The 23297-nt window shown below is 54.8% G+C and carries 17 protein-coding genes and 1 pseudogene; 4 read left to right on the top strand and 14 right to left on the bottom strand.

Annotation, left to right across the window (positions count from 1 at the left end; translation table 11 throughout):
- Window positions 1-59 precede the first annotated feature (59 nt).
- Complete coding sequence (gene glyA / locus QLQ17_RS16070) at window positions 60-1316, bottom strand: serine hydroxymethyltransferase (RefSeq protein ID WP_283210627.1); 1257 nt, start codon at window positions 1314-1316, stop codon at window positions 60-62.
- Between the two features lie 267 nt (window positions 1317-1583).
- Here glyA and ettA point away from each other — a divergent pair, with 267 nt between their 5' ends.
- The gene (gene ettA, locus QLQ17_RS16065; RefSeq protein ID WP_283210626.1) at window positions 1584-3245 is read left to right on the top strand and encodes an energy-dependent translational throttle protein EttA; all 1662 of its coding nucleotides are present in this window, start codon (window positions 1584-1586) and stop codon (window positions 3243-3245) included.
- Complete coding sequence (gene radA, locus QLQ17_RS16060) at window positions 3245-4624, top strand: DNA repair protein RadA (protein ID WP_283210625.1); 1380 nt, start codon at window positions 3245-3247, stop codon at window positions 4622-4624. Before ettA ends, radA begins: the two co-directional genes overlap by 1 nt.
- Window positions 4625-4647: 23 nt before the next feature.
- Here radA and QLQ17_RS16055 read toward each other — a convergent pair whose 3' ends face one another.
- From QLQ17_RS16055 to QLQ17_RS17205, 5 genes are all read right to left on the bottom strand, one after another.
- A complete protein-coding gene (locus QLQ17_RS16055; protein WP_283210624.1) occupies window positions 4648-5016 on the bottom strand; it encodes a PilZ domain-containing protein in 369 nt (122 codons plus the stop codon).
- 73 nt (window positions 5017-5089) lie between these two features.
- Window positions 5090-6160: a uroporphyrinogen decarboxylase gene (hemE, locus tag QLQ17_RS16050; RefSeq protein ID WP_283210623.1), complete on the bottom strand. Its 1071-nt coding sequence runs from the start codon at window positions 6158-6160 to the stop codon at window positions 5090-5092.
- Window positions 6157-7575 (bottom strand): glutamate synthase small subunit GltD family protein, encoded by a 1419-nt coding sequence (locus QLQ17_RS16045; protein WP_283210622.1) that lies wholly within the window; start codon window positions 7573-7575, stop codon window positions 6157-6159. Before QLQ17_RS16045 ends, hemE begins: the two co-directional genes overlap by 4 nt.
- A gap of 78 nt (window positions 7576-7653) precedes the next feature.
- Window positions 7654-12102 carry a glutamate synthase large subunit gene (gene gltB, locus QLQ17_RS16040; RefSeq protein ID WP_283210621.1) on the bottom strand — a complete coding sequence of 1483 codons (4449 nt, stop codon included), beginning with the start codon at window positions 12100-12102 and terminating at the stop codon, window positions 7654-7656.
- Between the two features lie 254 nt (window positions 12103-12356).
- Window positions 12357-12623: an SPOR domain-containing protein gene (locus QLQ17_RS17205; protein WP_502867397.1), complete on the bottom strand. Its 267-nt coding sequence runs from the start codon at window positions 12621-12623 to the stop codon at window positions 12357-12359.
- On the opposite strand from QLQ17_RS17205, the gene QLQ17_RS17200 reads away from it, so the two are divergent.
- Window positions 12544-13116 (top strand): hypothetical protein, encoded by a 573-nt coding sequence (locus QLQ17_RS17200; RefSeq protein WP_502867396.1) that lies wholly within the window; start codon window positions 12544-12546, stop codon window positions 13114-13116. The two genes, QLQ17_RS17205 and QLQ17_RS17200, sit on opposite strands and share 80 nt — an antisense overlap.
- A gap of 173 nt (window positions 13117-13289) precedes the next feature.
- Here QLQ17_RS17200 and QLQ17_RS17195 read toward each other — a convergent pair.
- The 8 genes and pseudogenes from QLQ17_RS17195 to QLQ17_RS16000 form a co-directional block, all read right to left on the bottom strand.
- Window positions 13290-13730, bottom strand: a pseudogene (locus tag QLQ17_RS17195) (AAA family ATPase); the annotation flags it as partial.
- 146 nt (window positions 13731-13876) lie between these two features.
- Complete coding sequence (gene aroB / locus QLQ17_RS16030; protein ID WP_283210619.1) at window positions 13877-14968, bottom strand: 3-dehydroquinate synthase; 1092 nt, start codon at window positions 14966-14968, stop codon at window positions 13877-13879.
- Window positions 14961-15527: a shikimate kinase AroK gene (gene aroK / locus QLQ17_RS16025; protein ID WP_283210618.1), complete on the bottom strand. Its 567-nt coding sequence runs from the start codon at window positions 15525-15527 to the stop codon at window positions 14961-14963. Before aroK ends, aroB begins: the two co-directional genes overlap by 8 nt.
- A 125-nt stretch (window positions 15528-15652) precedes the next feature.
- Window positions 15653-17734 (bottom strand): type IV pilus secretin PilQ, encoded by a 2082-nt coding sequence (locus QLQ17_RS16020; RefSeq protein WP_283210617.1) that lies wholly within the window; start codon window positions 17732-17734, stop codon window positions 15653-15655.
- Between the two features lie 64 nt (window positions 17735-17798).
- A complete protein-coding gene (locus QLQ17_RS16015; RefSeq protein ID WP_283210616.1) occupies window positions 17799-18350 on the bottom strand; it encodes a pilus assembly protein PilP in 552 nt (183 codons plus the stop codon).
- A 2-nt stretch (window positions 18351-18352) separates the two neighbouring features.
- Complete coding sequence (locus QLQ17_RS16010) at window positions 18353-18964, bottom strand: type IV pilus inner membrane component PilO (protein ID WP_283210615.1); 612 nt, start codon at window positions 18962-18964, stop codon at window positions 18353-18355.
- A complete protein-coding gene (locus tag QLQ17_RS16005; RefSeq protein ID WP_283210614.1) occupies window positions 18964-19527 on the bottom strand; it encodes a PilN domain-containing protein in 564 nt (187 codons plus the stop codon). Before QLQ17_RS16005 ends, QLQ17_RS16010 begins: the two co-directional genes overlap by 1 nt.
- Window positions 19527-20591, bottom strand: coding sequence for a pilus assembly protein PilM (locus tag QLQ17_RS16000; RefSeq protein ID WP_283210613.1), 1065 nt, complete (start codon window positions 20589-20591; stop codon window positions 19527-19529). Before QLQ17_RS16000 ends, QLQ17_RS16005 begins: the two co-directional genes overlap by 1 nt.
- Before the next feature lie 213 nt (window positions 20592-20804).
- Here QLQ17_RS16000 and QLQ17_RS15995 point away from each other — a divergent pair, with 213 nt between their 5' ends.
- Window positions 20805-23282 carry a penicillin-binding protein 1A gene (locus QLQ17_RS15995; protein ID WP_283210612.1) on the top strand — a complete coding sequence of 826 codons (2478 nt, stop codon included), beginning with the start codon at window positions 20805-20807 and terminating at the stop codon, window positions 23280-23282.
- Window positions 23283-23297 lie beyond the last annotated feature (15 nt).

Below are 23297 nucleotides of genomic sequence, written 5' to 3'. Positions count from 1 at the left end.
AACTCCGAAAGACCATCGTGAAAGGATTGCCCCTTTCACGATGGCTGGCTCAGGCCTGATTAACCGGCATACACCGGAAAACGCTTGCACAGGGCTTCTACCTGCTCTCGCACACGGTTGTTAACGCCTTCGTCTTCAAGGTTATCGAGAACATCACACATCCAGCCCGCCAGATCGCGACACTCGGATTCGCCAAAGCCACGAGTAGTGACCGCTGGCGTACCGATGCGAAGGCCAGACGTCACAAACGGAGAACGCGGATCGTTCGGCACCGCATTCTTGTTAACAGTGATGTGCGCCTTACCCAGAGCCGCATCTGCGTCTTTTCCGGTAATGTCCTGCTTGATCAGACTGACCAGGAACAAATGGTTCTCGGTGCCGCCGGAAATGACGTCATAACCTCTGGAAATGAAGACGTCGGCCATTGCTTTTGCGTTCTTGATGACCTGCTGCTGATAAGCCTTGAATTCATCGCTCATGGCTTCCTTGAAGCAAACCGCTTTAGCCGCGATCACGTGCATCAAGGGGCCACCCTGACCGCCCGGGAATACCGCAGAGTTCAGCTTTTTCTGAAGATCGGCATCGTCGCAGGCCAGGATCAGACCACCACGAGGACCGCGCAGCGTCTTGTGGGTGGTCGTAGCAACCACATGGGCATGCGGCACAGGGTCAGGATAAACGCCAGCGGCAACCAGACCGGCAACGTGAGCCATATCGACAAACAGGTAAGCATCCACTTTGTCCGCAATCTCACGGAAACGGGCAAAGTCCAGCGCCTGAGAGTAGGCAGAGAAACCGGCAATGATCATCTTTGGCTTGTGTTCCAGCGCAAGACGCTCAACGTCGTCGTAGTCGATCAGGCCGGTGTCGTTGTCGATACCGTACTGAACGGCGTTGTAGATCTTGCCAGAGAAGTTAACACTGGCACCGTGAGTGAGGTGACCGCCGTGGGCCAGGCTCATGCCCAGAACGGTATCGCCCGGCTTGAGCAATGCCATGAAGACGGCTGAGTTCGCCTGCGAACCAGAGTGCGGCTGCACGTTGGCGTAGGCCGCGCCAAACAGCTCCTTGGCACGATTGATGGCCAGATCTTCGGCAATATCAACAAACTCACAGCCACCGTAATAGCGCTTGCCAGGGTAACCCTCAGCGTACTTGTTGGTCAGCACGCTGCCCTGCGCTTCCATTACCCGTGGGCTGGTGTAGTTTTCCGAAGCGATCAACTCAATGTGAGCTTCCTGCCGCTCGGTTTCCGCCTGCATGGCGTTCCAGAGTTCGTCGTCGTAGCCGGCGATTTTCATATCACGATTAAACATGGATGCGCTGCCTCTATGTGCTTAGCTGCCCTGAAAAATGGGCGCCTATTCTAGCTTACAAACGGGTGCAAAATCATCCTTTGGACATTGTTTAGGCGTTCCGTAGATACCGACACATCGGCTATTTGAAGCAACCCTGACATCAAGACGCCGATTGCCATAGCCAGGCGGTTTCGCTACGGTACTCAGTTATTCAATGATTCCCTTAGTGGCCCCAGCTCCAGACTAAAATTCAAACGCGAATTCAGACCAGAGGAAGCCGCCTTTATGGCCCAGTACGTTTACACCATGAACCGCGTTGGCAAGGTTGTCCCGCCAAAACGCGAAATTCTCAAAGATATTTCCCTGAGTTTCTTCCCAGGCGCCAAAATCGGTGTTCTCGGCCTCAATGGCGCAGGTAAGTCCACCCTTCTGCGCATTATGGCGGGCATTGACGAAGATTACATTGGCGAGGCCCGGCCGCAGCCCGGCATCAATGTCGGTTACCTTCCCCAGGAGCCCGAGCTGGACGACTCCAAAACCGTCAAGGAAATCGTTGATGAGGCAGTCGCCAGCGTTCATGAGGCTTTGGCGGAACTGGATCAGGTGTACGCAGATTACGCGGAACCGGATGCCGACTTCGACGCACTGGCCAAGCGCCAGGGCGAGCTGGAAGCTTTGATCCAGGCCACCGACGGCCATGATATCGAGCGCAAGATGGAAGTCGCGGCGGACGCGCTGCGCCTCCCACCGTGGGATGCCATGGTGAAAAACCTGTCCGGCGGCGAGCGTCGCCGTGTCGCACTCTGTCGCCTACTGCTGTCCGGCCCGGACATGCTACTGCTGGACGAGCCAACGAACCACCTGGATGCTGAATCTGTGGCCTGGCTGGAGCGTTTTCTGCACGACTACTCGGGCACCGTGGTAGCCATTACCCACGACCGTTACTTCCTGGACAACGTTGCTGGCTGGATTCTGGAACTGGACCGCGGCCAGGGCATCCCGTTCGAGGGCAACTACAGCCAGTGGCTGGAAAACAAGGAAAAGCGCCTTGAAGTTGAGGCAAAGCAGGAGGCTTCTCGCCAGAAGACCATCAAGCACGAGCTGGAGTGGGTTCGCAGTAACGCCAAGGGGCGTCAGTCCAAGAGCAAGGCCCGACTGGCCCGCTTCGAGGAAATGAGCTCTCAGGAATTCCAGAAGCGCAACGAAACCAACGAACTATACATTCCGCCCGGTCCTCGCCTGGGCGACAAGGTCATCGAGGTGGACGGCATCAGCAAATCCTTTGACGACCGCCTATTGTACGAAGATGTCTCGTTCAGCGTGCCACCGGGCGCCATTGTGGGCATTATCGGCGGTAACGGTGCCGGTAAATCAACGTTGTTCCGCATGATTGCCGGGTACGACAAACCCGATTCCGGCAGCATCGTCGTGGGTGAGACCGTAAAGCTTGCCTATGTGGACCAGATGCGCGACCTGAATGGCGACAACACGGTTTGGGAAGAGCTCAGTGACGGCAATGACATCATTAAAATAGGCAACTACGAGACACCCTCGCGCGCCTATGTGGGCCGCTTCAACTTCAAGGGAACAGATCAGCAGAAGCGCGTCGGTGACCTCTCCGGCGGTGAGCGTAACCGTCTGCACCTGGCAAAACTGCTCAAGGAAGGCGGCAACGTTCTGCTGTTGGACGAACCAACCAACGATCTGGACGTTGAAACCTTGCGAGCGCTGGAAGAAGCATTGCTGAACTTCCCCGGATCTGCCCTGGTGATCTCGCACGACCGCTGGTTCCTCGACCGCGTGGCGACCCATATCCTGGCGTTTGAGGACGACGGCGAAGTGGTTTACTTCGAGGGCAACTTCAGTGAATACGACGAAGACCACAAGAAGCGTAAAGGGGACTCCGCGATGGTACCCCAGCGCATGAAGTACAAGAAGCTGGCCTGATGGCAAAAGCCAAAACGGCCTTTGTCTGCACCGAATGCGGTGCCGACTATTCCAAGTGGCAGGGCCAGTGCACCGCCTGCCAGGCCTGGAATACCATCAACGAGGTCCGCGGGGTCGGTGGCAGCAGCGCCAGAGGCCAGCGCGGGCAACGTTTTGAAGGTTTTGCCGGCAGCCTGTCGGAAGTCCAGAGTCTGGATGATGTCAGCCTGGCCGAAAAACCTCGCATCAGCTCCGGCATGGCCGAGTTTGACCGGGTTCTCGGTGGTGGCCTTGTGGAAGGTTCCGCTGTCTTGATGGGTGGGCACCCAGGCGCTGGCAAGAGCACTCTGCTACTGCAAGCGGTTTGTCACCTGGCGGCCAGCACACCCGCCCTTTACGTCACCGGCGAAGAATCCCTGCAACAGGTCGCCATGCGCGCAAAGCGCCTGGGTCTGCCCACCAAAGACCTGAAAATGCTGTCCGAGACGAGCGTCGAACGGGTCATGCAGGTTGCGGAAGCGGAACGACCAAAGATTCTGGTCGTCGATAGTATTCAGGTGATGCATGTGGCAGAGAGCGAGTCCGCCCCCGGCAGCGTCTCCCAGGTAAGGGAGAGCGCCGCCTACCTCACTCGGTTTGCAAAACAGACCGGGACCATTCTCTTCCTGGTTGGCCATGTCACCAAAGATGGCAGCCTGGCTGGCCCGAAAGTGTTGGAACACATGATTGATTGTTCCATTCTTCTCGAAGGCTCCAGTGACAGTCGGTACCGCACACTGCGAGGCATCAAGAACCGCTTTGGCGCGGTCAACGAGCTGGGCGTATTCGCCATGCTTGAGCAAGGGCTCAAGGAAGTGAAAAATCCCAGCGCTATTTTCCTGAACCGGGGGGAGGAGGCCGCGCCCGGCAGCGTCGTCATGGTGGTCTGGGAGGGCACTCGCCCAATGCTGGTCGAGATTCAAGCCCTGGTAGATATGGCTCAGGGCGGGTATCCGCGGCGGGTGGCTGTAGGGCTGGACCAGAATCGATTGGCCATGCTGTTGGCGGTACTGCACCGTCATGGTGGCATGCACGTGGCCGATCAGGACGTATTCGTGAATGTCGTTGGTGGGGTAAAGGTCAACGAGACCAGCGCGGACCTGGCGTTGCTGGCAGCAATCGTGTCCTCATTTCGGGATCGCGCCCTGCCCCAGGATCTTGTCATATTCGGGGAAGTCGGGCTTTCCGGGGAAATTCGCCCGGTCCCCAGCGGTCAGGAACGCATCTACGAAGCGTCGAAACACGGCTTCACCCGAGCACTGGTGCCCAAAGCGAATGTGCCACGTAAAGCGATTGATGGAATGAAGGTGGTTCCAGTGACCAAGCTGAGCGATGCCTTGAGCGCGCTGGAAGATCTGTAGAAAGGAAACGTCTGAACGGTCAGCTATTCGATCAGGTGGGAAAATTCCCGATCCAGAACCGCCTGGTCACCCAGGTTTAACTCCACCAGCCGCTTGAGATGAGTTGCGCTCTCCAGATCAATGTACTGACACTTGAAGCCCAGACGGTGCTCTTCAATGTGGCGCAGCTCCACCGCCATCACAATGCCTGTTTCCTGGTCATCCAGCATCACAACGACCTCGCAGGGATGGTTCAGAGGGACATTCCAGGAATCCGGCCGTTTGACCAGCACGCCCTTGAGCGAGATGTCCAGAACTTCTGTCGACCACACCGAATCCAGGCAGTGAAGCTCGCATTGAGCGTCAAACGAGATGCGGTGGAAGCGACGTTTTTCAGGTGCTTTAGCTGGCAATAGACTGCTCCTGACTGATGTCATTGACCTGTTAGGACTATAGACCCGACAGGCCAATGTTTCTAGCAGTAACTCAGTCTTCGCGGTGGTATGCCGGGCTCAACTCGGTGACGGCCCGGATGAACGCACCAGCATGCTCAGGATCCACATCAGGCGTAATACCGTGGCCCAGATTGAAGATATGCCCTGAGCCGGTACCGTAGCGTGCCAGTATATCCGCGACTTCTTCGCGAATCCGCTCTGGTGGCGCAAACAGCATGGCCGGATCCATATTGCCTTGCAGGGCTACTTTGTCGCCAACTCGCTGACGGGCGTGGCCGATATCGGTTGTCCAGTCCAGGCCTACCGCATCTGCACCGGATTCCGCGATGGATTCCAGCCATTGACCTCCGTTCTTGGTGAACAGGATCGCTGGCACGTGTCGACCGTCACTTTCACGAATCAGACCCGCTACGATCTTTTTCATGTATCGCAGAGAAAATTCTTCGTAGGCCCATCCCGTCAGTACACCACCCCAGGTATCAAAAATCTGAACCGCCTGGGCGCCAGCCCGGATCTGGCTATTCAGGTAATCGATCACCGAATCCGCCAGGTGGTCGAGTAACCGATGCATCGCCTCTGGCTGGCCATACATGAGTTTCTTGGCCTCACGGAAGTCCTTTGAAGAGCCACCCTCGATCATGTAGGTCGCCAACGTCCAGGGGCTGCCGGAAAAGCCAATCAGCGGTACAGAGCCATTCAATGCGCCTCGAATCGTTGATACGGCATTCATTACGTAATCAAGATCCACGTCGGCTTTCAAAGTGGGCAAAGCGTCCACATCGGCAGCAGAACGAACGGTATTACGGAATTTTGGACCTTCGCCGGTTTCGAAATACAAACCAAGACCCAGTGCATCCGGTATGGTCAGTATGTCCGAAAAGAGGATCGCAGCGTCCAATGGATATCGTTCCAGCGGTTGCAGCGTCACCTCACATGCCAGTGGTGTGTTCTTGCAAAGGCTCAGGAAATCTCCGGCTTTGGCGCGCGTTGCGCGATATTCAGGCAGATAACGCCCAGCCTGGCGCATCATCCATACCGGTGTACGGTCCACGGGCTGGCGAGCCAGCGCGCGAAGAAGACGATCGTTCTTCAGTTCTGTCATACGTCGAGATAATCCATGATGCCTTCGGCAGCCTGTCGACCTTCCCAGATAGCGGTCACGACGAGGTCAGAACCTCGCACCATGTCACCACCGGCAAAGATTTTCGGGTTGCTGGTCTGGAATGGGAATTCCACTTCCTCTGGTGCTGCAACGCGGCCAGATTCGTCGGTCGACACTTTCTGCTCATCAAACCAGTCAGCCGGGCTTGGACGGAAACCAAAGGCAACCAGCACGGCGTCGGCAGGTATCACTTCTTCACTGCCCGGAACAACTTCCGGACGCTGACGGCCATTTTCATCCGGCTCGCCAAGTTGGGTGCGCACAACTTTCACGCCCTCGACCTTGTCCTCGCCGATCACGGCGATTGGCTGTCGGTTAAACATGAACTTGACGCCTTCTTCCTTGGCGTTTGCCACTTCCCGGCGCGAGCCAGGCATGTTGCCCTCATCACGACGATAGGCGCAGGTCACACTGGCCGCCTGCTGGCGAATGGACGTGCGGTTGCAGTCCATGGCGGTGTCGCCACCACCGAGCACAACAACTCGCTTGCCTTTCATGTCGATAAATTCGTCGGCGTCTTTCTCAAACCCGAGACGGCGATTGACATTGGACACCAGGAACGGAAGCGCATCGTAAACGCCCGGCAAGTCTTCCCCGGGAAAGCCACCTTTCATGTAGGTGTAAGTGCCCATACCCATGAATACGGCATCATACTCCTCAAGCAGGTCCGCCATTGCGACGTCCTTGCCGACTTCCGTCGACAGGCGGAATTCCATGCCCATCTCTTCGAATATCTTGCGACGACGGGTCATGACCGACTTTTCCAGCTTGAATTCCGGAATACCGAAGGTCAGCAAGCCACCGATTTCGGGATAGATGTCGAAAACCACCGGCTTCACACCATTGCGAACCAACACATCTGCGCAACCAAGGCCGGCAGGACCGGCACCAATCACCGCGACTTTCTTGTCAGTCCACTTGACCGCAGACATGTCTGGCTTCCAGCCGAGCGCAAAGGCGGTGTCAGTGATGTACTTTTCCACCGAACCAATGGTTACAGCACCGTAGCCGTCATTCAGCGTACACGCGCCTTCACAAAGACGATCCTGCGGACAAACACGACCACAGACTTCCGGCAGCGAATTAGTGTGATGACACAGCTCCACTGCCTTCATGATGTTGCCTTCCGATACCAGCTTCAGCCAGTTCGGAATGTAATTGTGAACAGGACACTTCCATTCACAGTAAGGGTTACCGCACTCAAGGCAGCGATGCGCCTGAGATGCGGCGTGATCCTGCGTGAACGGGTGGTAGATTTCACCAAACTCTTTCTTGCGCTTCTTCGCCGGTACTTTTTTCGGGTCGATCCGCCCGACTTCAACAAACTGGAAGTCGTTACTCAGTCGTTCTTTCATGTAAGACGCTCTCATCAAACTCAATTTCGACGAGGGCGCTGCCTCCCGTGCAACGCCCACTCCCTGTTCTCCGGGCTATTACTCGGGGCGTGCCCGAGTGCTGGCCAGCAGGCTGCGCAAGTTGGCGGCCTTGGGCTTCACCAACCAGAACCGGCCGATGTAATCGTCGAAATTGTTCAAAATATGCTCTGCCCACTGACTGGAGGTTTCAGAGATGTGCTCGCGAATCACGCCGCGAAGATGGTTCCGATAGGACTCCATCTCTTCGCTGGAAATTCGCTGGATCTCCACCAGTTCGTGGTTGTATTTGTCCACAAAGGTATTATTCACGTCCAGAACATAGGCGAAACCGCCTGTCATACCGGCACCAAAGTTGTGCCCGGTAGCGCCCAGAACGGTAATCAAACCACCTGTCATATACTCACAGCAGTGGTCACCCACCCCTTCGATAACCGCATGGGCGCCAGAATTACGCACGCCAAAGCGCTCACCGGCCGTACCAGCTGCGAACAATTTGCCGCCAGTCGCACCGTACAGGCATGTGTTACCGACAATGGACGTTTCCTGAGACTTGAACTCACTACCCGACGGCGGACGCACCACCAGCTTGCCGCCGGTCATGCCTTTCCCGACGTAGTCGTTGGCATCACCATCGAGGACCAGGTTAAGGCCACCGACGTTCCAGACACCAAAGCTCTGGCCGGCCGTACCAGTCAGATTTAGTGTGATCGGCGTGCCTACCATACCCTGATTGCCGTGCTGCTCGGCTATCTCGCCAGACAGGCGTGCACCAATGGAACGATCGCAGTTGGTCACACGATAGCTGAATTCGCCACCTTGCTTCGAAGCAATCGCCTCCGCTGTGTCCTTCACCATGGTCTCAGCCAGGTTGCCTGGATCAAACGGATGGTTGCGTTCAACCTGACAGGTATTTGGCTTGTCGGCCGGAATGTGGTCGTTTGACAGCAGACGGCTGAGATCCAGCTTTTGCTGACGGGGAGTGTCACCCGGCAACCGTTCCAGAAGATCCACACGACCCACGAGCTCCTCCAGACTGCGAACACCCAGCTGGGCCAACCAGCCACGAGTCTCCTCGGCGACAAACCGGAAGAAATTCATGGCCATCTCCACGGTGCCTTTAAAGTGCTCTTCCCGCAGGTGCTCGTTCTGGGTCGCCACGCCGGTTGCGCAGTTGTTCAGGTGACAGATCCGCAGATACTTGCAGCCCAGAGCCACCATCGGCGTGGTGCCAAAGCCGAAGCTCTCAGCACCCAGAATGGCGCCTTTGACCACGTCCAGTCCCGTTTTAATACCACCGTCCGTCTGCAGGCGAATCTTGCCCCGCAGATCGTTGGCACGAAGCGCCTGCTGGGTTTCACTCAAACCCAACTCCCACGGCGAACCGGCGTAACGGATGGAGGTCAACGGACTTGCAGCAGTGCCGCCATCGTAGCCGGATACGGTGATCAGATCGGCATAGGCCTTGGCGACACCAGCGGCAATGGTGCCTACCCCAGGCTCGGAAACCAGTTTCACAGAAACCAGCGCCGTCGGGTTTACCTGTTTCAGATCAAAAATCAGCTGAGCCAGATCTTCAATCGAATAAATATCGTGATGTGGGGGCGGTGAAATCAGCGTCACCCCCGGTACGGAATATCGCAGGCGGGCGATCAGATCATTCACCTTGCCACCCGGCAGCTGGCCACCTTCCCCGGGCTTGGCACCCTGGGCAACCTTGATCTGCATGACGTCTGCACTGCGCAGGTATTCGGCGGTCACACCGAAGCGGCCGGAGGCCACCTGCTTGATCTTGGAGCGCTTGTTGGTGCCGTAGCGGGCGGGATCTTCACCACCTTCACCCGAGTTGGAACGACCACCCAATGTATTCATGGCGACCGCCAGCGCCTCATGGGCCTCGGGCGAAAGGGCACCAAGGGACATAGCAGCCGAGTCGAAGCGCGGGAAAATGTTCTCAACCGGCTCGACCTCAGAAATGTCAATTGACTTCAGATCCTTACGAAATACCAGCAGGTCACGAAGCGTGGACACGGGCCGCTCATTGACCAGCCCTGCATACTCCATGTACTGACCGTAGTCTCCGCTGGTCACGGCTTCCTGAAGCTTGCCGACCACATCCGGGTTGAAGGCATGGTATTCCTGACCGTGCACGTATTTCAGCAAGCCACCTTGAGAGATCGGCTTGCGAGGTTTCCAGGCGACTTTCGCCAGCGCCTCCTGATCCTGCTGAAAATCGTAGAAACCGGCTCCCTGGATTCGATTCGGCACGCCCTTGAAGCAAAGGTCTACCACTTCGTCTGCCAGGCCGACGGCTTCAAACAGTTGAGCACCACGGTAAGAAGTAATGGTGGAAATGCCCATCTTGGAGAGAATCTTCAACAGACCCTTGTTGATCCCCTTGCGATAGTTATTCTTGGCATCAATCGGATCCATCATGACTTCGCCGGTGCGAATCAGGTCATTCAGCACCTGGAAGGCCAGATAAGGATAAACGGCCGTCGCACCGAAACCGAACAAGACCGCAAAGTGATGGGGGTCACGGGCCCAGCCGGTTTCCACAACAATGTTGGAGTCGCAGCGCAAGCCTTTACGAACGAGATGGTGATGCACCGCACCGGTCGCCATCATGGAGCTCACAGGCAATTCGCCTTCTGTAAGGTCTTTATCCGTGAGGATCAGAATGACCTTGCCATCCCGCACAGCCTGCTCGGCATTCTCACAAACCTGTTGAATGGCTTTTTCCAGGCCGACTTCCGGGCGATAACCCATTGGTATTCGCGCCACTTCAAAGCCCGGCCGATCGTTGTTCGCAATTCTCAGGAACTTCGCCGGCGACAGCACTGGCGTGGTGAGAATGATCCGGTTTGCGTGTTCGGGAGTTTCCTCAAACACGTTACGCTCGGCACCGATACAGGTTTCAAGCGACATCACAATCGATTCACGCAGCGGGTCGATTGCCGGGTTGGTGACCTGAGCAAATTTCTGGCGGAAGTAGTCGGCCACATGACGCACACGACTGGACAAGACTGCCATAGGGGTGTCATCGCCCATGGAGCCAACCGCTTCCTGGCCATTTTCAGCCAGCGGACGCAGCACCTGGTCCCGCTCTTCGTAGGACACATTGAACATCTTCTGATGGATCTGAAGATCTTCAGAACTCATCAGTTTGAAGTCCGGCGTCTCCTGATTGAGGGTTGCCTCAACGCGCAGAGAGTTATCGCGCAGCCATTGCTTGTAAGGCTGGGCAGCCTTCAGACGCTGGTCCACGTCTTTGGTATGGAGCACTTCGCCGGATTCGGTATCAATGGCCAGCATCTGGCCGGGTCCGACGCGGCCCTTGGCCACCACGTCTTCGGGCTTGTAATCGTAGGTACCGATTTCGGACGCCAGAGTAATAAAGTCATCCTTGGTGATTACCCAGCGCGCAGGACGCAAACCGTTTCGGTCAAGCATACACACTGCGTAACGCCCATCTGACAGCACCAGACCCGCAGGCCCATCCCAGGGCTCCATATGCATAGAGTTGTATTCGTAGAACGCTCGCAGCTCGGAGTCCATGGTATCGACGTTCTGCCAGGCTGGCGGAATCATCATCCTGACGGCGCGGAACAGATCGACACCGCCCGCCAGCAGGACTTCCAGCATGTTGTCCATGCTTGAGGAATCTGACCCCGTCAGATTGACCAGAGGCTGAAGTGTCTGGAGGTCAGGCAATGACGACGAGCTAAATTTTGCCGCTCGAGCAATCGCCCAATTGCGGTTACCATCCACCGTATTGATCTCACCGTTATGGGCCAGATAGCGGAACGGCTGAGCCAGAGGCCACTTCGGCATGGTGTTGGTGGAAAATCGCTGGTGGAACACACAGATAGCGGTTTGCAGATCAGGATCGCCCAGATCCTTGTAAAAATTAGCGAGATCCGCAGGCATCATCAGGCCTTTGTAGGCCAACGTACGATGAGACAGGCTGCAAATATAGAATTCAGAATCATCGATCATGTCGCGCTCGGCGTGGCGACGGCCCACAAATAATGCAATGGCGAATTCCTGCTCAGTCTGGCCGGATGGCACAACAAACACTTGCTCGATCCAAGGCAGACAGTCCAGTGCCATTGGCCCCAAACAGCTTTCGTCGGTTGGCACCTTGCGCCAGCCCATCACTTCCAGACCCTGTTCAGTCAGTCGTTTTTCAATGGCCGCACGACCAGCCGCCGCTTTGGATTCGTCAGGGTTCAGAAAAACCTGACCAACCGCAAACAGACCTTCAGGCGCTTTGCCGAAAGCGTCTTTGGCTGCCTTACGCAGGAATGCGTCCGGACTTTGAATCAGAAGGCCACAACCATCACCGGTCTTTCCATCTGCAGCGATACCACCTCGGTGGGTCATGCAGGTCAATGACTCGATGGCAGTTTGCAACAGCTTGTGGCTGGCCTCGCCCTTCATGTGGGCTATCAGGCCGAAACCACAGTTGTCCCTGAATTCATCGGGATGATACAAACCTGTCATCATAAGCGTTCTCTCGCGTAGAAATGCTTTTCAATCAAAGAGTTACAATAACCAAAATTCTTACGCACTCTTTGACACTGAAAATGAGGGCTGGCTATTTTACACGCGTACAAATACGTACTCAAACCAAAGCGGTTTAATAGTAGGGAGCCTGACCGCCCGTTACGAGGGCCCTCAACGATATCGGCGTGAGGGCAAGAGGGATGAAACCTGTTGTTTTTAAATCAGAAAATCAGAATAAGAATGATCAGCTATCCCTAAAATCCACTGAGTTTTCTGACCCACGGCGACTGGCGCTTCAGTGCGCGTGGTAGTTGGTCTAACGCGTCTCGGGCCTCAGCCTTTGTCGCGAAGTTCCCAAAAAAGCCGACATACCAGTCATTTCCCTGACGTTCGGTGACAGTATACCGGATACTAAGCACGGTTTCGTGCTGTTCAATCACATTGATCACTGTTTGCTCTTGGTTGCCGGCAATCACCTGGATTGTCCAGGCGTTCCAGCCCCGTACGTCGTCCAAGGGCATAAATGCTGCCGGTTTCATCGGAGAAAAAGAAGGCTGCTCTGGCTCTGGCTCTGGCTCTGGCTCTGGCTCTGGCTCTGGCTCTGGCTCTGGCTCTGGCTCTGGCTCTGGCTCTGGCTCTGGCTCTGGCTCTGGCTCTGGCTCTGGCTCTGGCTCTGGCTCTGGAACAGGGTCAGATGCCAGTTTGTTGGAGGTCAATTCGGGTTGGGCTTCAACGGAAACCGTCTCCTCAGGCAGAGGCATTTCCGGCGACTCCGGGCCAATAGAAACGCTTTTACGCTCAGGCTCAGGCTTGACCTCGGCCTGCTCGCGCTCGACAGACGCGTCGTATTGTTGTGACACCAGCCACCAGGAGCCACCCAGCAAGACAAGCGCAAGTGCTGGCCAACGTGCGCTGACCACCCAGCGAAATCGTGAAGACCGAGACTCTTCCATTGGCGCTCGATCCAACCAGACGGCAGGCGCAACTCGTTTCAGCTCCGAGAAGCTGCCCTGACTCAAGCGATGCAGAGCCGACCGCCTTTGCGGCCCGAGCAATGATTTTACATTACCCCCAGCCTTATGAATGCGCGGCTCCAGATAGGCCACAATTTCGTCAGCGGAGAGTGGACGAAGATGAATTTGATAGACTCCGGTACTGTCACCCTCCAGACCGAGCAAGCCGATCAGCTCATCGGTACCGCTAAAAACAACAGCGGCGGCAGATGCGCGATCAGCCGCCTGATACGCACCCAGCAGCAAACGTAGAACGTCCGCAGGAACTTGATCCGCATCGTCCAGCAACAGAACCATCCGACGCCCTTTCCTCGCTCTGGTTTCGGACCATCGAAAGAATCCGTAAACCGCGTCTCGCGCGCCATCAGAAGACTCCAGCCCCCGGTAGGCAAGCCCTATCAAGACATTGGCTAAAGCCTGTGGATTTCTCAGGGCGTCGGCAGGGAGTCGGTGGAAATCCAGTCTTGACGCCTCACTACGAACCAGCTCTGCAAGCAATCGGGTTTTTCCGGCACCGAAAGCACCGGTCAGCACAAGCGCAAGATCCCCGAACCCGCATAAGTGCCGAAGAGTTTCCAAAGCATGGTGTCGGGACGCATCCGGGAAGAACGGCATATCCATGGCAAGAGGATCGGCCTTGAGGCCATACCGATCTGCCAGTTCAGCGGCAAGATTTTCGCCACCAAAACTGTTCAACTGAGCGTCATACTCGGTCATCGCTGGCACTGCTCCCTTTCCCTGCTCATGGCGCTACGAAAAACTCAGTTCTGACAATATGCCTTCAAGGTGTCACTCAATAGACCCGGATCTGCTTCATCAGTGACAACAGCAGTACCCAGATCATTCAAAACCACGAGCCTGAGGCGACCATCGACATTTTTCTTGTCGACCGCCATCAACCGAAGAAAATCATCAGGCGTCATGCCAACAGGCGCCCGAGCAGGCAGCCTGGCGCTGGAAATCAATCTCAGTGCCCGCTGCTTGTCTTCGCTCGAGATCCATCCCTGTCTCGCCGACAGATCTGCAGCCATCATCATTCCGGTACCAACAGCTTCGCCATGGAGTACTTTGCCGTATCCCGCATAGTTCTCAATGGCGTGCCCAAAGGTATGACCCAGATTCAGGATGGCACGCAGCCCACCTTCGCGTTCATCCTGGGCGACAACGTCAGCTTTACACTCGCAGGATCGAAAGATGGCTTCCGCCAGAGCAGCCTGATCAAGATCCAGCAACTCGGCCATATTGTCCTCAAGCCAATCAATAAAACCTTGCTCACGAATCAGACCATATTTGATCACCTCTGCAAGGCCAGCAGACACCTCTCTGGGCGGCAAGGATTTCAGGCTTTCTGTGTCGATAAGGACGACTTCAGGCTGATGGAACGCCCCGATCATATTTTTACCAAGGGGATGATTGATGCCCGTTTTTCCACCCACCGAAGAATCCACCTGGGATAACAGCGTCGTCGGCATTTGGATAAAGGCCACGCCCCGTTGATAGCTGGCAGCAGCGAATCCGGTCATATCACCTACGACCCCGCCACCGAGCGCTACCAACGTTGTCTTTCGGGAATGGCGATTTTCAAGCAATGCATCGAAGATTCGATTGAGGGTCTGCCAATCCTTGTATTGTTCACCATCTGGTAGGATTACCGTATCCACCTGTTTACCGGGAAAGCAGGCTTTCGCTGACTCCAGGTAAAGAGGCGCGACGGTTTCATTCGTGACGATCATAACCTGAGACCCGGCAACCCAAGGTGTCAGATCCGCCTGCCCCAACAATGACTGGCCAATGATAATCGGGTAGCTGCGATCCCCGAGATCGACATTCAGCTCTTTGGTGGGTTCAAGCATGTTTCCTGCCTTCTTTTCCAGCCTGACGCTTGTGCCTGGCAGACTTTGGATTCATTCGATTAACCAGCTGACGAACGACCAGACGCGGGCTTTTACGGTCCGTAAACATAACAACATCCGCCAACCCGGTGTACAGTGGATCTCTGATCGCGAATAGCCTTCTTAACACCGCTTCCGGGTCATCATTCTGCAACAGTGGTCTATTGCGGTCTTTTCGGGTGCGCTCGACCTGCTGTTCAATCGATGTCTTTAGATAGACAACCAACGCGTCCTTTTTCAGGTGCGAATGATTCTCTTCGCGCATAACGGCGCCCCCTCCGGTAGCCAGAACCGTCCGGGGCTGAGTTGAAAGCTCACGGAGCATTGCGGTCTCTCGCTGCCTGAATCCGTCTTCACCTTCCACATCGAAAATCCAGGGAATATTCGCGCCACAACGTTCTTCGATAATTCGATCCGAATCCAGAAAGTGATAACCCAGCTCTTTAGCAAGCATTCGGCCGATCGTACTTTTGCCAGCCCCCATTGGACCGACCAGAACAACGCGTTTGGGCAACGACATAACTTCCGCTCATTAGTGTTCAGGCGTGTGAGAATACCACAGGGCCAGTATTTCCATAAGTTCAGGCAAAATGGCAGCAAAAAAAAACCGCCGTCGAAACGGCGGTTTTTACTTCACAACATAGCTTACTGAATCAGGTCACTCTTGATGATTTTAGGAGTGATAAAGATCAGTAGCTCGCTACGCTCATCAATGTGCTCGGTGCGCTTGAACAGACGACCGAGGTAAGGGATGTCACCCAGGAACGGAGTTTTCGTGGTCGTCGTGGCCACTTCCGACTGGAAGATTCCACCAAGCACAACTGTCTCACCATTGCCGACCAACACCTGAGTGGTTACCTGGTTAGTATTTATCGCCGGAATACCCGCCGTGACCTCACCGCGTGAATCCTGATTAACAACCAGATCCATGATGATCTTGTCATCCGGCGTGATCTGAGGCGTTACTTCCAGAGACAGGGCCGCCTCCTTGAAGGAAACAGAAGTGGCACCGCTGGATGACGCTTCCTGATAGGGAATTTCTTCACCCGATTTGATGGAGGCAGTCTGGCGGTCGGCCGTCACAACCCGCGGTTGGGAAACGAGTTCTGCACGTCCGTCGCTTTCCAAGGCCGACAACTCCAGATCGACCAGGAAATCATCGCTACCCCAGCCGATGGCAACAGAAGACGCGCCTTCGCCGGATACTCCCAGATCAACCGCCAGGGCATCAGGGAACGAAATGGTGTTATTCAGCCCGCCGGCAGCCTGCCTGCCTTCTTCAACGGTTGCCTGAGAACCGCCAATGGAAATCACGTCATTTCCGCTAACGTCATAAGCCGCGCCGCCCCAACGAACACCAAGATTTTCGGCCACGTTGGTTTGTGCGCGAACAATTCGGGCTTCGATTGAAACCTGGCGAACCGGAACGTCCCAGGTCGAAACCAGACGCCGTATTTCATCCAGCTTGTCGGCCGTTTCCCGAACGCTGATGGTGTTAGTGCGGGCGTCTGAGGACACAAATCCACGCGAAGAAATCAGCTCCTTGTCCGCCTCAATCAAAGACACCACCTCGGCGGCTTTAGCGTAATTCACCTGGATGATATCGAGTCGGACAGGCGCCAGCTCGGCAATCTGTTTATTGGTTTCGAGCTCCAACTTTTCACGTGCAGCAATTTCATCGGCGGGAGCCACCAAAAGCACGTTTCCGATTTGACGCTTATCAAGGCCCTTGGTCTTCAATATCAAATCCAGAGCCTGGTCCCAGGGAACATTCTGAAGACGTAACGTGATACTGCCACTAACGGTGTCGCTGGCTACAAGATTCAGGCCGGTGAAATCTGCAATCAGCTGAAGGACTGAACGCACCTCGATATCCTGAAAATTCAAGGAAAGCTTGTCACCCGTGTAAGGAAACTTATCTTCCCGACGGGCTTCGGCTTCTTGCTCTGTTAGCTGCTCAACACTGACAGTAAATTCAGTACCCGATTGGTAGGCAATGTAATCGTAATTGCCTTCGGGGCGGATCTCGACGACTGCATTCCCGCCCTCGATAAAGGTATCAATCCGTGTCACTGGGGTGGCGAAATCAGTGACATCCAACCGACGCCTGAGATTCTCTGGCACCGTGAGACTATCCATCGTCAGGCGAATTTTGCCACCAAGCTCGGACAGATCCACAGAAACATCAGACGCACCAAGATCCACAATTACGCGCCCTTCCCCTTCCTTGCCGCGACGAAAATCGACCCCAGCCAGCGCATTCTCGGAGGAAGCCGAACTTGAAGGGCTGTCTGTGGAAATCACTGGTGCCGTAGAGGTCGATGCGGAACTCGCAGTGACATTGTCCGGACGGGCCCCGATCGTCATCACAAGGCTGGTTTGCGTGCGAGCGGTTTCGTAAGGCACCAGCTCTGCCAGATTAAAAATCAGGCGAGTTCGGTCTTTGGTTTCGACCACGGTCATGCTTTGAGCATTTCCGGATCCGAGAGAAATGTTGCGTGACTCGAGGCCACTCGTGGTGTCTCTCAGGTCAACCGCAATACGTGCCGGGCGCTCAATGGTGTACCCAGTCGGCTCAGGGGGAACCCCATCGAAAGACAGCGTCACTTCCACCCGGTCGCCTGCCAACGACGAAAATGACACGTCTTCCAACGTGACCGCATTGGCCAGGCCGGATAACAACCCAAGAGCAACCACGCTGACGTATACATTTAATTTTCTGAACATCGCTAGCCTCGACCCTAAACTTTTTTGTTCATGCATGTTTCTTTCACTATTCATATGCCGCTCCCTAGCCTTCGGCCTCACCGTCTAGCGTCAGTGAGCGTGGACGCTCCACCCAACCGCCACGACCATTCGGAACGATTTCAATCAGTTCAACACGGGTTTCATTGACACCGATGATTCGGCCGTAATTCTCGCCCATGTAGTTCCCGGTTTTGACCCTGTGAATACCACCAGTATCATCCCGGATTAATGCATACAGACTGTCAGACTGACCGCTCAAAGTACCAACCATCGTAAGCTGTTTGAGTCCGAAATTCTCCAGAACTTCCTTGGGGCGATCGAGATCCGGCTCAACGTTACTGGTGGGCTGCTCATCCATCATCGTTAATTGAACATCGACCGGTGGCTCAAACGGCGCCCTTCTATCGGCAGCAGAGTATGTGAACGCTTCGTAAGATTTGAATTCCGGAAGCGGCTCTACAAAACCGCGGGGCTTTGCGCGCGTTTCTTCCATGAACTGATCCAGGTCAGAAAACCCGCTGCCTTGAGAACATGCGGTGAGAACAGAAACCAGGCAAACACACGAAAGAGATTTAAAAGAAAGCTTTAAACTCATGCTCACTCCCCGGCCCTGTAACGATAGGTACGTGCAAGCACCTGCATATTCAAACGCTCTGGCTCACCATCTTGCGGCGAAATCTTCAGATCATGCAAAGTCACGATCCTGGGAAGCCCTGCGACACTGCTCACAAAACTGGCCAACTCATGGTAAGAACCCACCACTCGGATGTTTATTGGAAGCTCGGAATAGAAATCCCGCTTTTGCTCGGATTGAAGCTTAACCTCCTGAAGGTCAAGTCCACTTCCCAGGGCCGTATTGGTAATGTCTTCCAAAAGACCAGGAACCTCAGTTTCACTGGGCAACTGCCTGACCAGTGCACCAAAGGTTTCTTCCATTTCAGTCATCTGAGCTTTGAAAACTTCAAGGTTCGCAACCCGATAGGCTTTATTCTCATAGCGCTCACGCAGTTCCTGCTCTTCCTTCTCGACCTTCTGAAGCTCGGCATACTGGTCCTTTATGAAAAACCAATAACCGCCTCCCAGAATCAGGCCGAATACAATCAGCGCGACAATGGCTTTAACGGGTGCCGGCCAGATACCAGCGTTATTGATATCAAGATCGTTGATATCGAAATCATTAAGCTTTTTCATGGAGTCCGCGAGGCTCATTACTTATTTCCTCCTTCGGGCTCGGGCGTCTTCTGTTGTACGGTCAAATCAAACCGGCTGTATCCGGATCGGCGCGAATCTGCCGATGCAACATTCGAGAGGTTCGGGCTTGCGAACCAATCCGAATCTTCGAATCGGCGCATCAATGATGCGATTCGGCTATTTGATTCGGACATGCCAACGATACTGATGCTGTCATCACGCTTGGTGAGGTCGGTGTAATACAGACCGTCCGGCAACGTCCGCACCAGCTCATCAAACACCCTGACAATCACCGGCCGCTTGCCTTGCAGGTCCTGAATGACTTTCATTCTGGCCAGCAGTTCATCCCTCTTGCGCTTCAAGCTTTCTATTTCCTTGATCTGTTTATCAAGCTGCTTGGTTGCTGTCTCAATGTAGGAATTACGCGATTCCTGATACGCAATCCGGTTATCCATATCTGTTTTCCAGAGGAAAGCCAGACCAGCGGCAATAATTGCAGCACCCAGTATCATCACAACGAACTGCTTCTGCTTTTCCGCCCTAAGCTCTTCACGCCAGGGTCTGAGGTTGATCTTTGCCATCAGTCAAAGCTCCTCATTGCCAGGCCACATGCGATCATCAGCGATGGGGCATCGTTACTCAGAGACGAGGCGTTTACCCGAGAGCCAACCGCCATATCCGCAAACGGATTGGCAACCAGCGTGGGTGTGCCTGTTTTCTCTTCAACCATTTCTGTAAGGCCCTGAATAGAAGCCGTGCCGCCGGCAAGCACTACATAATCAACAGCATTGTACTGACTCGCACCGAAGAAGAACTGGAGCGCACGAGCGACTTGCTGAACCACGGCCTCTCGGAACGGTGTGAGAACTTCGGATTCATAATCGTCTGGCAACCCACCCTGCTTCTTGGCAAGCCCTGCCTCTTCCAGTGACAGGCCATAACGACGCTGAATTTCCTCGGTAAGCTGTTTGCCGCCAAATACCTGTTCGCGGGTATATACTGTCTTACCCTCGGCGAGCACACTCAAAGTGGTCATGGTCGCGCCAATATCGACAATAGCAACAACCAGTTCCTCACCCTGGGAATCGAGCTGCGGCTCGATACGGGAATAGGCACGCTCCAAAGCGTATGCTTCAACATCCACCACCTTGGTAGAGAGGGACGCAATCTCGAGCGCGTCTTCACGAATATCAACGTTCTCTTTTCGGCAGGCAGCCAACAAAACGTCAACTTGATCAGGATTTGTCTCTGACGGTCCCTGCACCTCAAAGTCGATTGCAACTTCATCCAGCGGATAGGGAATGTACTGGTCCGCTTCGAGAGTTATCTGGTCTTCCATCTCGAACTCGTTCAGGCCGCCATCCATCTGGATCACTTTGGTAATTACGGCAGAGCCTGACACGGCAACCGCAACTTGCTTCACGCCGGTGCGGGCTTTGGAAGCAACTCGCTTGAGCACTTCTCCGACCGCCTCAACGTCGGTGATATTTTTCTCTACAACGGCATTCGCCGGCAATGGCTCTACCGCGTAGCTCTCGACCTTATAGCGGTCACCCTGCTTTGATAGTTCCAGTAGCTTTACAGAGCTTGAACTGATGTCCACCCCTAGCACTGCACTGGATTTTTTTCCTAGCAATCCGAACACTGGCTCACCCTATACCTGGTTACACGCACCGGGTCATGAATGGTTTGTTAAAACCACTTCATATGTGTTTTTTAATTAAGAGAATTTCTTTATTTTTCCGTCTACAATGCCCTTTCTTAGAATTTTCGAGAACATTGTGGCCTGGAAGTCTCTCTTTCTTCCTAAAGCAATTTCTCAAATGATAGACCTATATCCAACAGTTGTCAGAAAAAAATGTCTCATTTGTTGCGTACATCTCGCCTGTTTGCCTGGTTCTTTGTCGTCGGTATAAGTATAGCGACCATTCTGACCTCAGGTTTCTACCTTTACCTGCGACCAGGACTCCCCCCTGTCGAAAAACTTCTGGACATCAAACTCCAGACGCCACTGAGGGTCTATAGCGCGGACGACAAATTAATAGCAGAATTCGGCGAAAAGAGAAGGGCACCAGTCACAATAGAACAGATCCCTACAATTCAGTTACATGCCTTTCTCGCGGCCGAAGACGCCCGTTTTTACGAACACTTTGGCGTCGACATTAAAGGCCTGATGCGGGCTGCCATCGAACTGATCTCCACGGGCCAGATTCAATCCGGTGGCAGCACCATCACTATGCAGGTTGCAAAAAATTACTTTTTGTCACGAGACCGGACCTTTATCCGCAAGTTCAACGAGATACTTCTTGCTCTTCAGATTGAACGTGAACTGGACAAAAATCGCATCCTCGAGCTCTATCTGAACAAGATTTACCTGGGCAATCGAGCTTACGGCATAGAGGCGGCGGCGCAGGTTTACTACGACAAACCAGTGGCGGAATTGTCACTGGCTCAAATGGCTATGCTGGCCGGCCTTCCCAAAGCGCCATCAGCCTACAACCCAATTGCCGACCCGCAACGCGCTGGCGTCCGCCGAAATTGGATACTGAGCCGCATGCGTGACCTCGGATACATCACAGACGACGCCTTTAACCTGGCGTCCAGCGCTCCGATCACCGCAAGCTATAACGCACCATCCACAGAAGTCGATGCTGACCACATTGCGGAAATGGCACGCAATGAGATGGTCAGCCGCTATGGCGATGCCGCCTATACGGATGGCTACACCGTCACCCTTACCATTGATGGTGACAATCAACAGGCGGCAACAGACGCGCTCAGATCAGGCCTTGAAGCCTACGATCGCCGCCATGGATTCCGCGGCCCGATTGGCCAGGTGTCGGATGAAGCGCTAGCCCCGGAAAATCTGTCAGGGCTCATGGCCGGATACCCAAGAGTGGCTGACCTGATCCCCGCCGTCGTCACCAATGTCGTCGATGAAGAGGGCAAGACCGAGATCTACGCCCGCTCCGTTGGCAGCGCCATCATCCCCTTCGAAACAATGAGCTGGGCGCGCCGCTATAAAACAGAGGACCTGACTGGCCCAGAACCGGAAAAACCATCGGACGTGTTGAGTTCGGGTGACATCGTTTATGTAAAAGCGATCAACGATGCACCGCAGACGGCGCAAAACGAAGACTCCACAAAGAGCTCTCCTGAAGAAACCGCGACTCCGAACAGGCCGCAGATGGCACTGTTTCAGGTGCCGAAAGCGCAAGGCGCTTTGATATCGCTTGAGGCGAAAACCGGGGCGATCCAGGCTTTGTCTGGCGGCTACAGTTTCAGCCAGACCAAATACAATAGGGCCACTCAGGCCCGCCGACAGCCAGGCTCGACATTCAAGCCGTTCTTGTACTTGAGCGCCCTGGAACAGGGCAAGACACCGGCCACAATCTATAACGATGCGCCTATTGTCTTTGATGATTCCGAGCTGGAAACCACCTGGAGACCACAAAACTCATCCGGCCAATTCTACGGCCCCACTCGATTGCGCGAGGCACTTTATCGTTCACGGAACCTGGTCTCGATTAGACTGCTGAGAGATCTGGGAATTGAATCCACGATCAACTATCTCAAGCAGCTCAAGATACCGACGGAAAATATGCAGAAAGACCTCTCGCTTTCTCTTGGTAGTGGACTGCTTACCCCTATGGATCTGGCGCGAGGGTTCGCGGTGATTGCCAATGGCGGTTTCGATGTCAAACCCTACTATATTAAAAGCATTAAGGATGTGAACGGGAAAAGCCTTTACACCGCACCAGATACAGTGCTTTGCGATCAGGACTGCGAACCGCCCCAAAAAACAGATACCCAGGCGCAACCAGAAATCCGCATCATGAAACGCCTTGCAGACGAGCGATCCGTGTACATCCTCCATTCGATGATGAGAGACGTCATACGTCTTGGTACCGGGCGCCGCGCCCTGGCACTTGGCCGTGACGACATCAGCGGTAAAACCGGCACTACGAATGAGCAGCGCGATACCTGGTTTGGCGGTTTTAATCATGATATCGCCACAACCGTCTGGGTGGGCTTTGATCAACCCGCGCCCCTTGGCCGCCGGGAATTCGGCGCCAGCACCGCCCTCCCGATCTGGCTCGACTACATGGCAACAGCCCTCCAGGGAGAACCCTCATCTTTAATGCCCCGCCCCAATGGCATCGTGAATGTTCGAATTGATCCCGAAACCGGCAAGCGCGCGCGCGCGGGGGCAGAGGGTGCCATTTTCGAAGTTTTCCGGGAGGAAGACGCACCACCGCCTTTAACCGCCGAGGAAACGCCCGCCGAGACCGACAGCAATGGCGACAACGGGGATCTGTCCCGACAGATATTCTGACCGAAGCCTTTTTTC

The organism is Marinobacter sp. CHS3-4, assembly GCF_030053415.1.
GTDB lineage: Bacteria > Pseudomonadota > Gammaproteobacteria > Pseudomonadales > Oleiphilaceae > Marinobacter.
The sequence above is the reverse complement of the archived record's forward strand: the minus strand, read 5'-3'. Positions and strand labels throughout refer to the sequence as shown.

Coding starts and splice junctions, on each gene's coding strand:
- hemE (WP_283210623.1), bottom strand. CDS start 6,160: ATGACAGAACTGAAGAACGATCGTCTTCTTCGCGCGCTGGCTCGCCAG.
- aroK (WP_283210618.1), bottom strand. CDS start 15,527: ATGTCGTTGCCCAAACGCGTTGTTCTGGTCGGTCCAATGGGGGCTGGC.
- QLQ17_RS16005 (WP_283210614.1), bottom strand. CDS start 19,527: ATGGCAAAGATCAACCTCAGACCCTGGCGTGAAGAGCTTAGGGCGGAA.
- gltB (WP_283210621.1), bottom strand. CDS start 12,102: ATGATGACAGGTTTGTATCATCCCGATGAATTCAGGGACAACTGTGGT.
- ettA (WP_283210626.1), top strand. CDS start 1,584: ATGGCCCAGTACGTTTACACCATGAACCGCGTTGGCAAGGTTGTCCCG.
- QLQ17_RS16020 (WP_283210617.1), bottom strand. CDS start 17,734: ATGTTCAGAAAATTAAATGTATACGTCAGCGTGGTTGCTCTTGGGTTG.
- aroB (WP_283210619.1), bottom strand. CDS start 14,968: ATGCTTGAACCCACCAAAGAGCTGAATGTCGATCTCGGGGATCGCAGC.
- radA (WP_283210625.1), top strand. CDS start 3,245: ATGGCAAAAGCCAAAACGGCCTTTGTCTGCACCGAATGCGGTGCCGAC.
- QLQ17_RS16045 (WP_283210622.1), bottom strand. CDS start 7,575: ATGAAAGAACGACTGAGTAACGACTTCCAGTTTGTTGAAGTCGGGCGG.
- QLQ17_RS16010 (WP_283210615.1), bottom strand. CDS start 18,964: ATGAGCCTCGCGGACTCCATGAAAAAGCTTAATGATTTCGATATCAAC.
- QLQ17_RS16015 (WP_283210616.1), bottom strand. CDS start 18,350: ATGAGTTTAAAGCTTTCTTTTAAATCTCTTTCGTGTGTTTGCCTGGTT.
- glyA (WP_283210627.1), bottom strand. CDS start 1,316: ATGTTTAATCGTGATATGAAAATCGCCGGCTACGACGACGAACTCTGG.
- QLQ17_RS15995 (WP_283210612.1), top strand. CDS start 20,805: ATGTCTCATTTGTTGCGTACATCTCGCCTGTTTGCCTGGTTCTTTGTC.
- QLQ17_RS17205 (WP_502867397.1), bottom strand. CDS start 12,623: ATGCCCTTGGACGACGTACGGGGCTGGAACGCCTGGACAATCCAGGTG.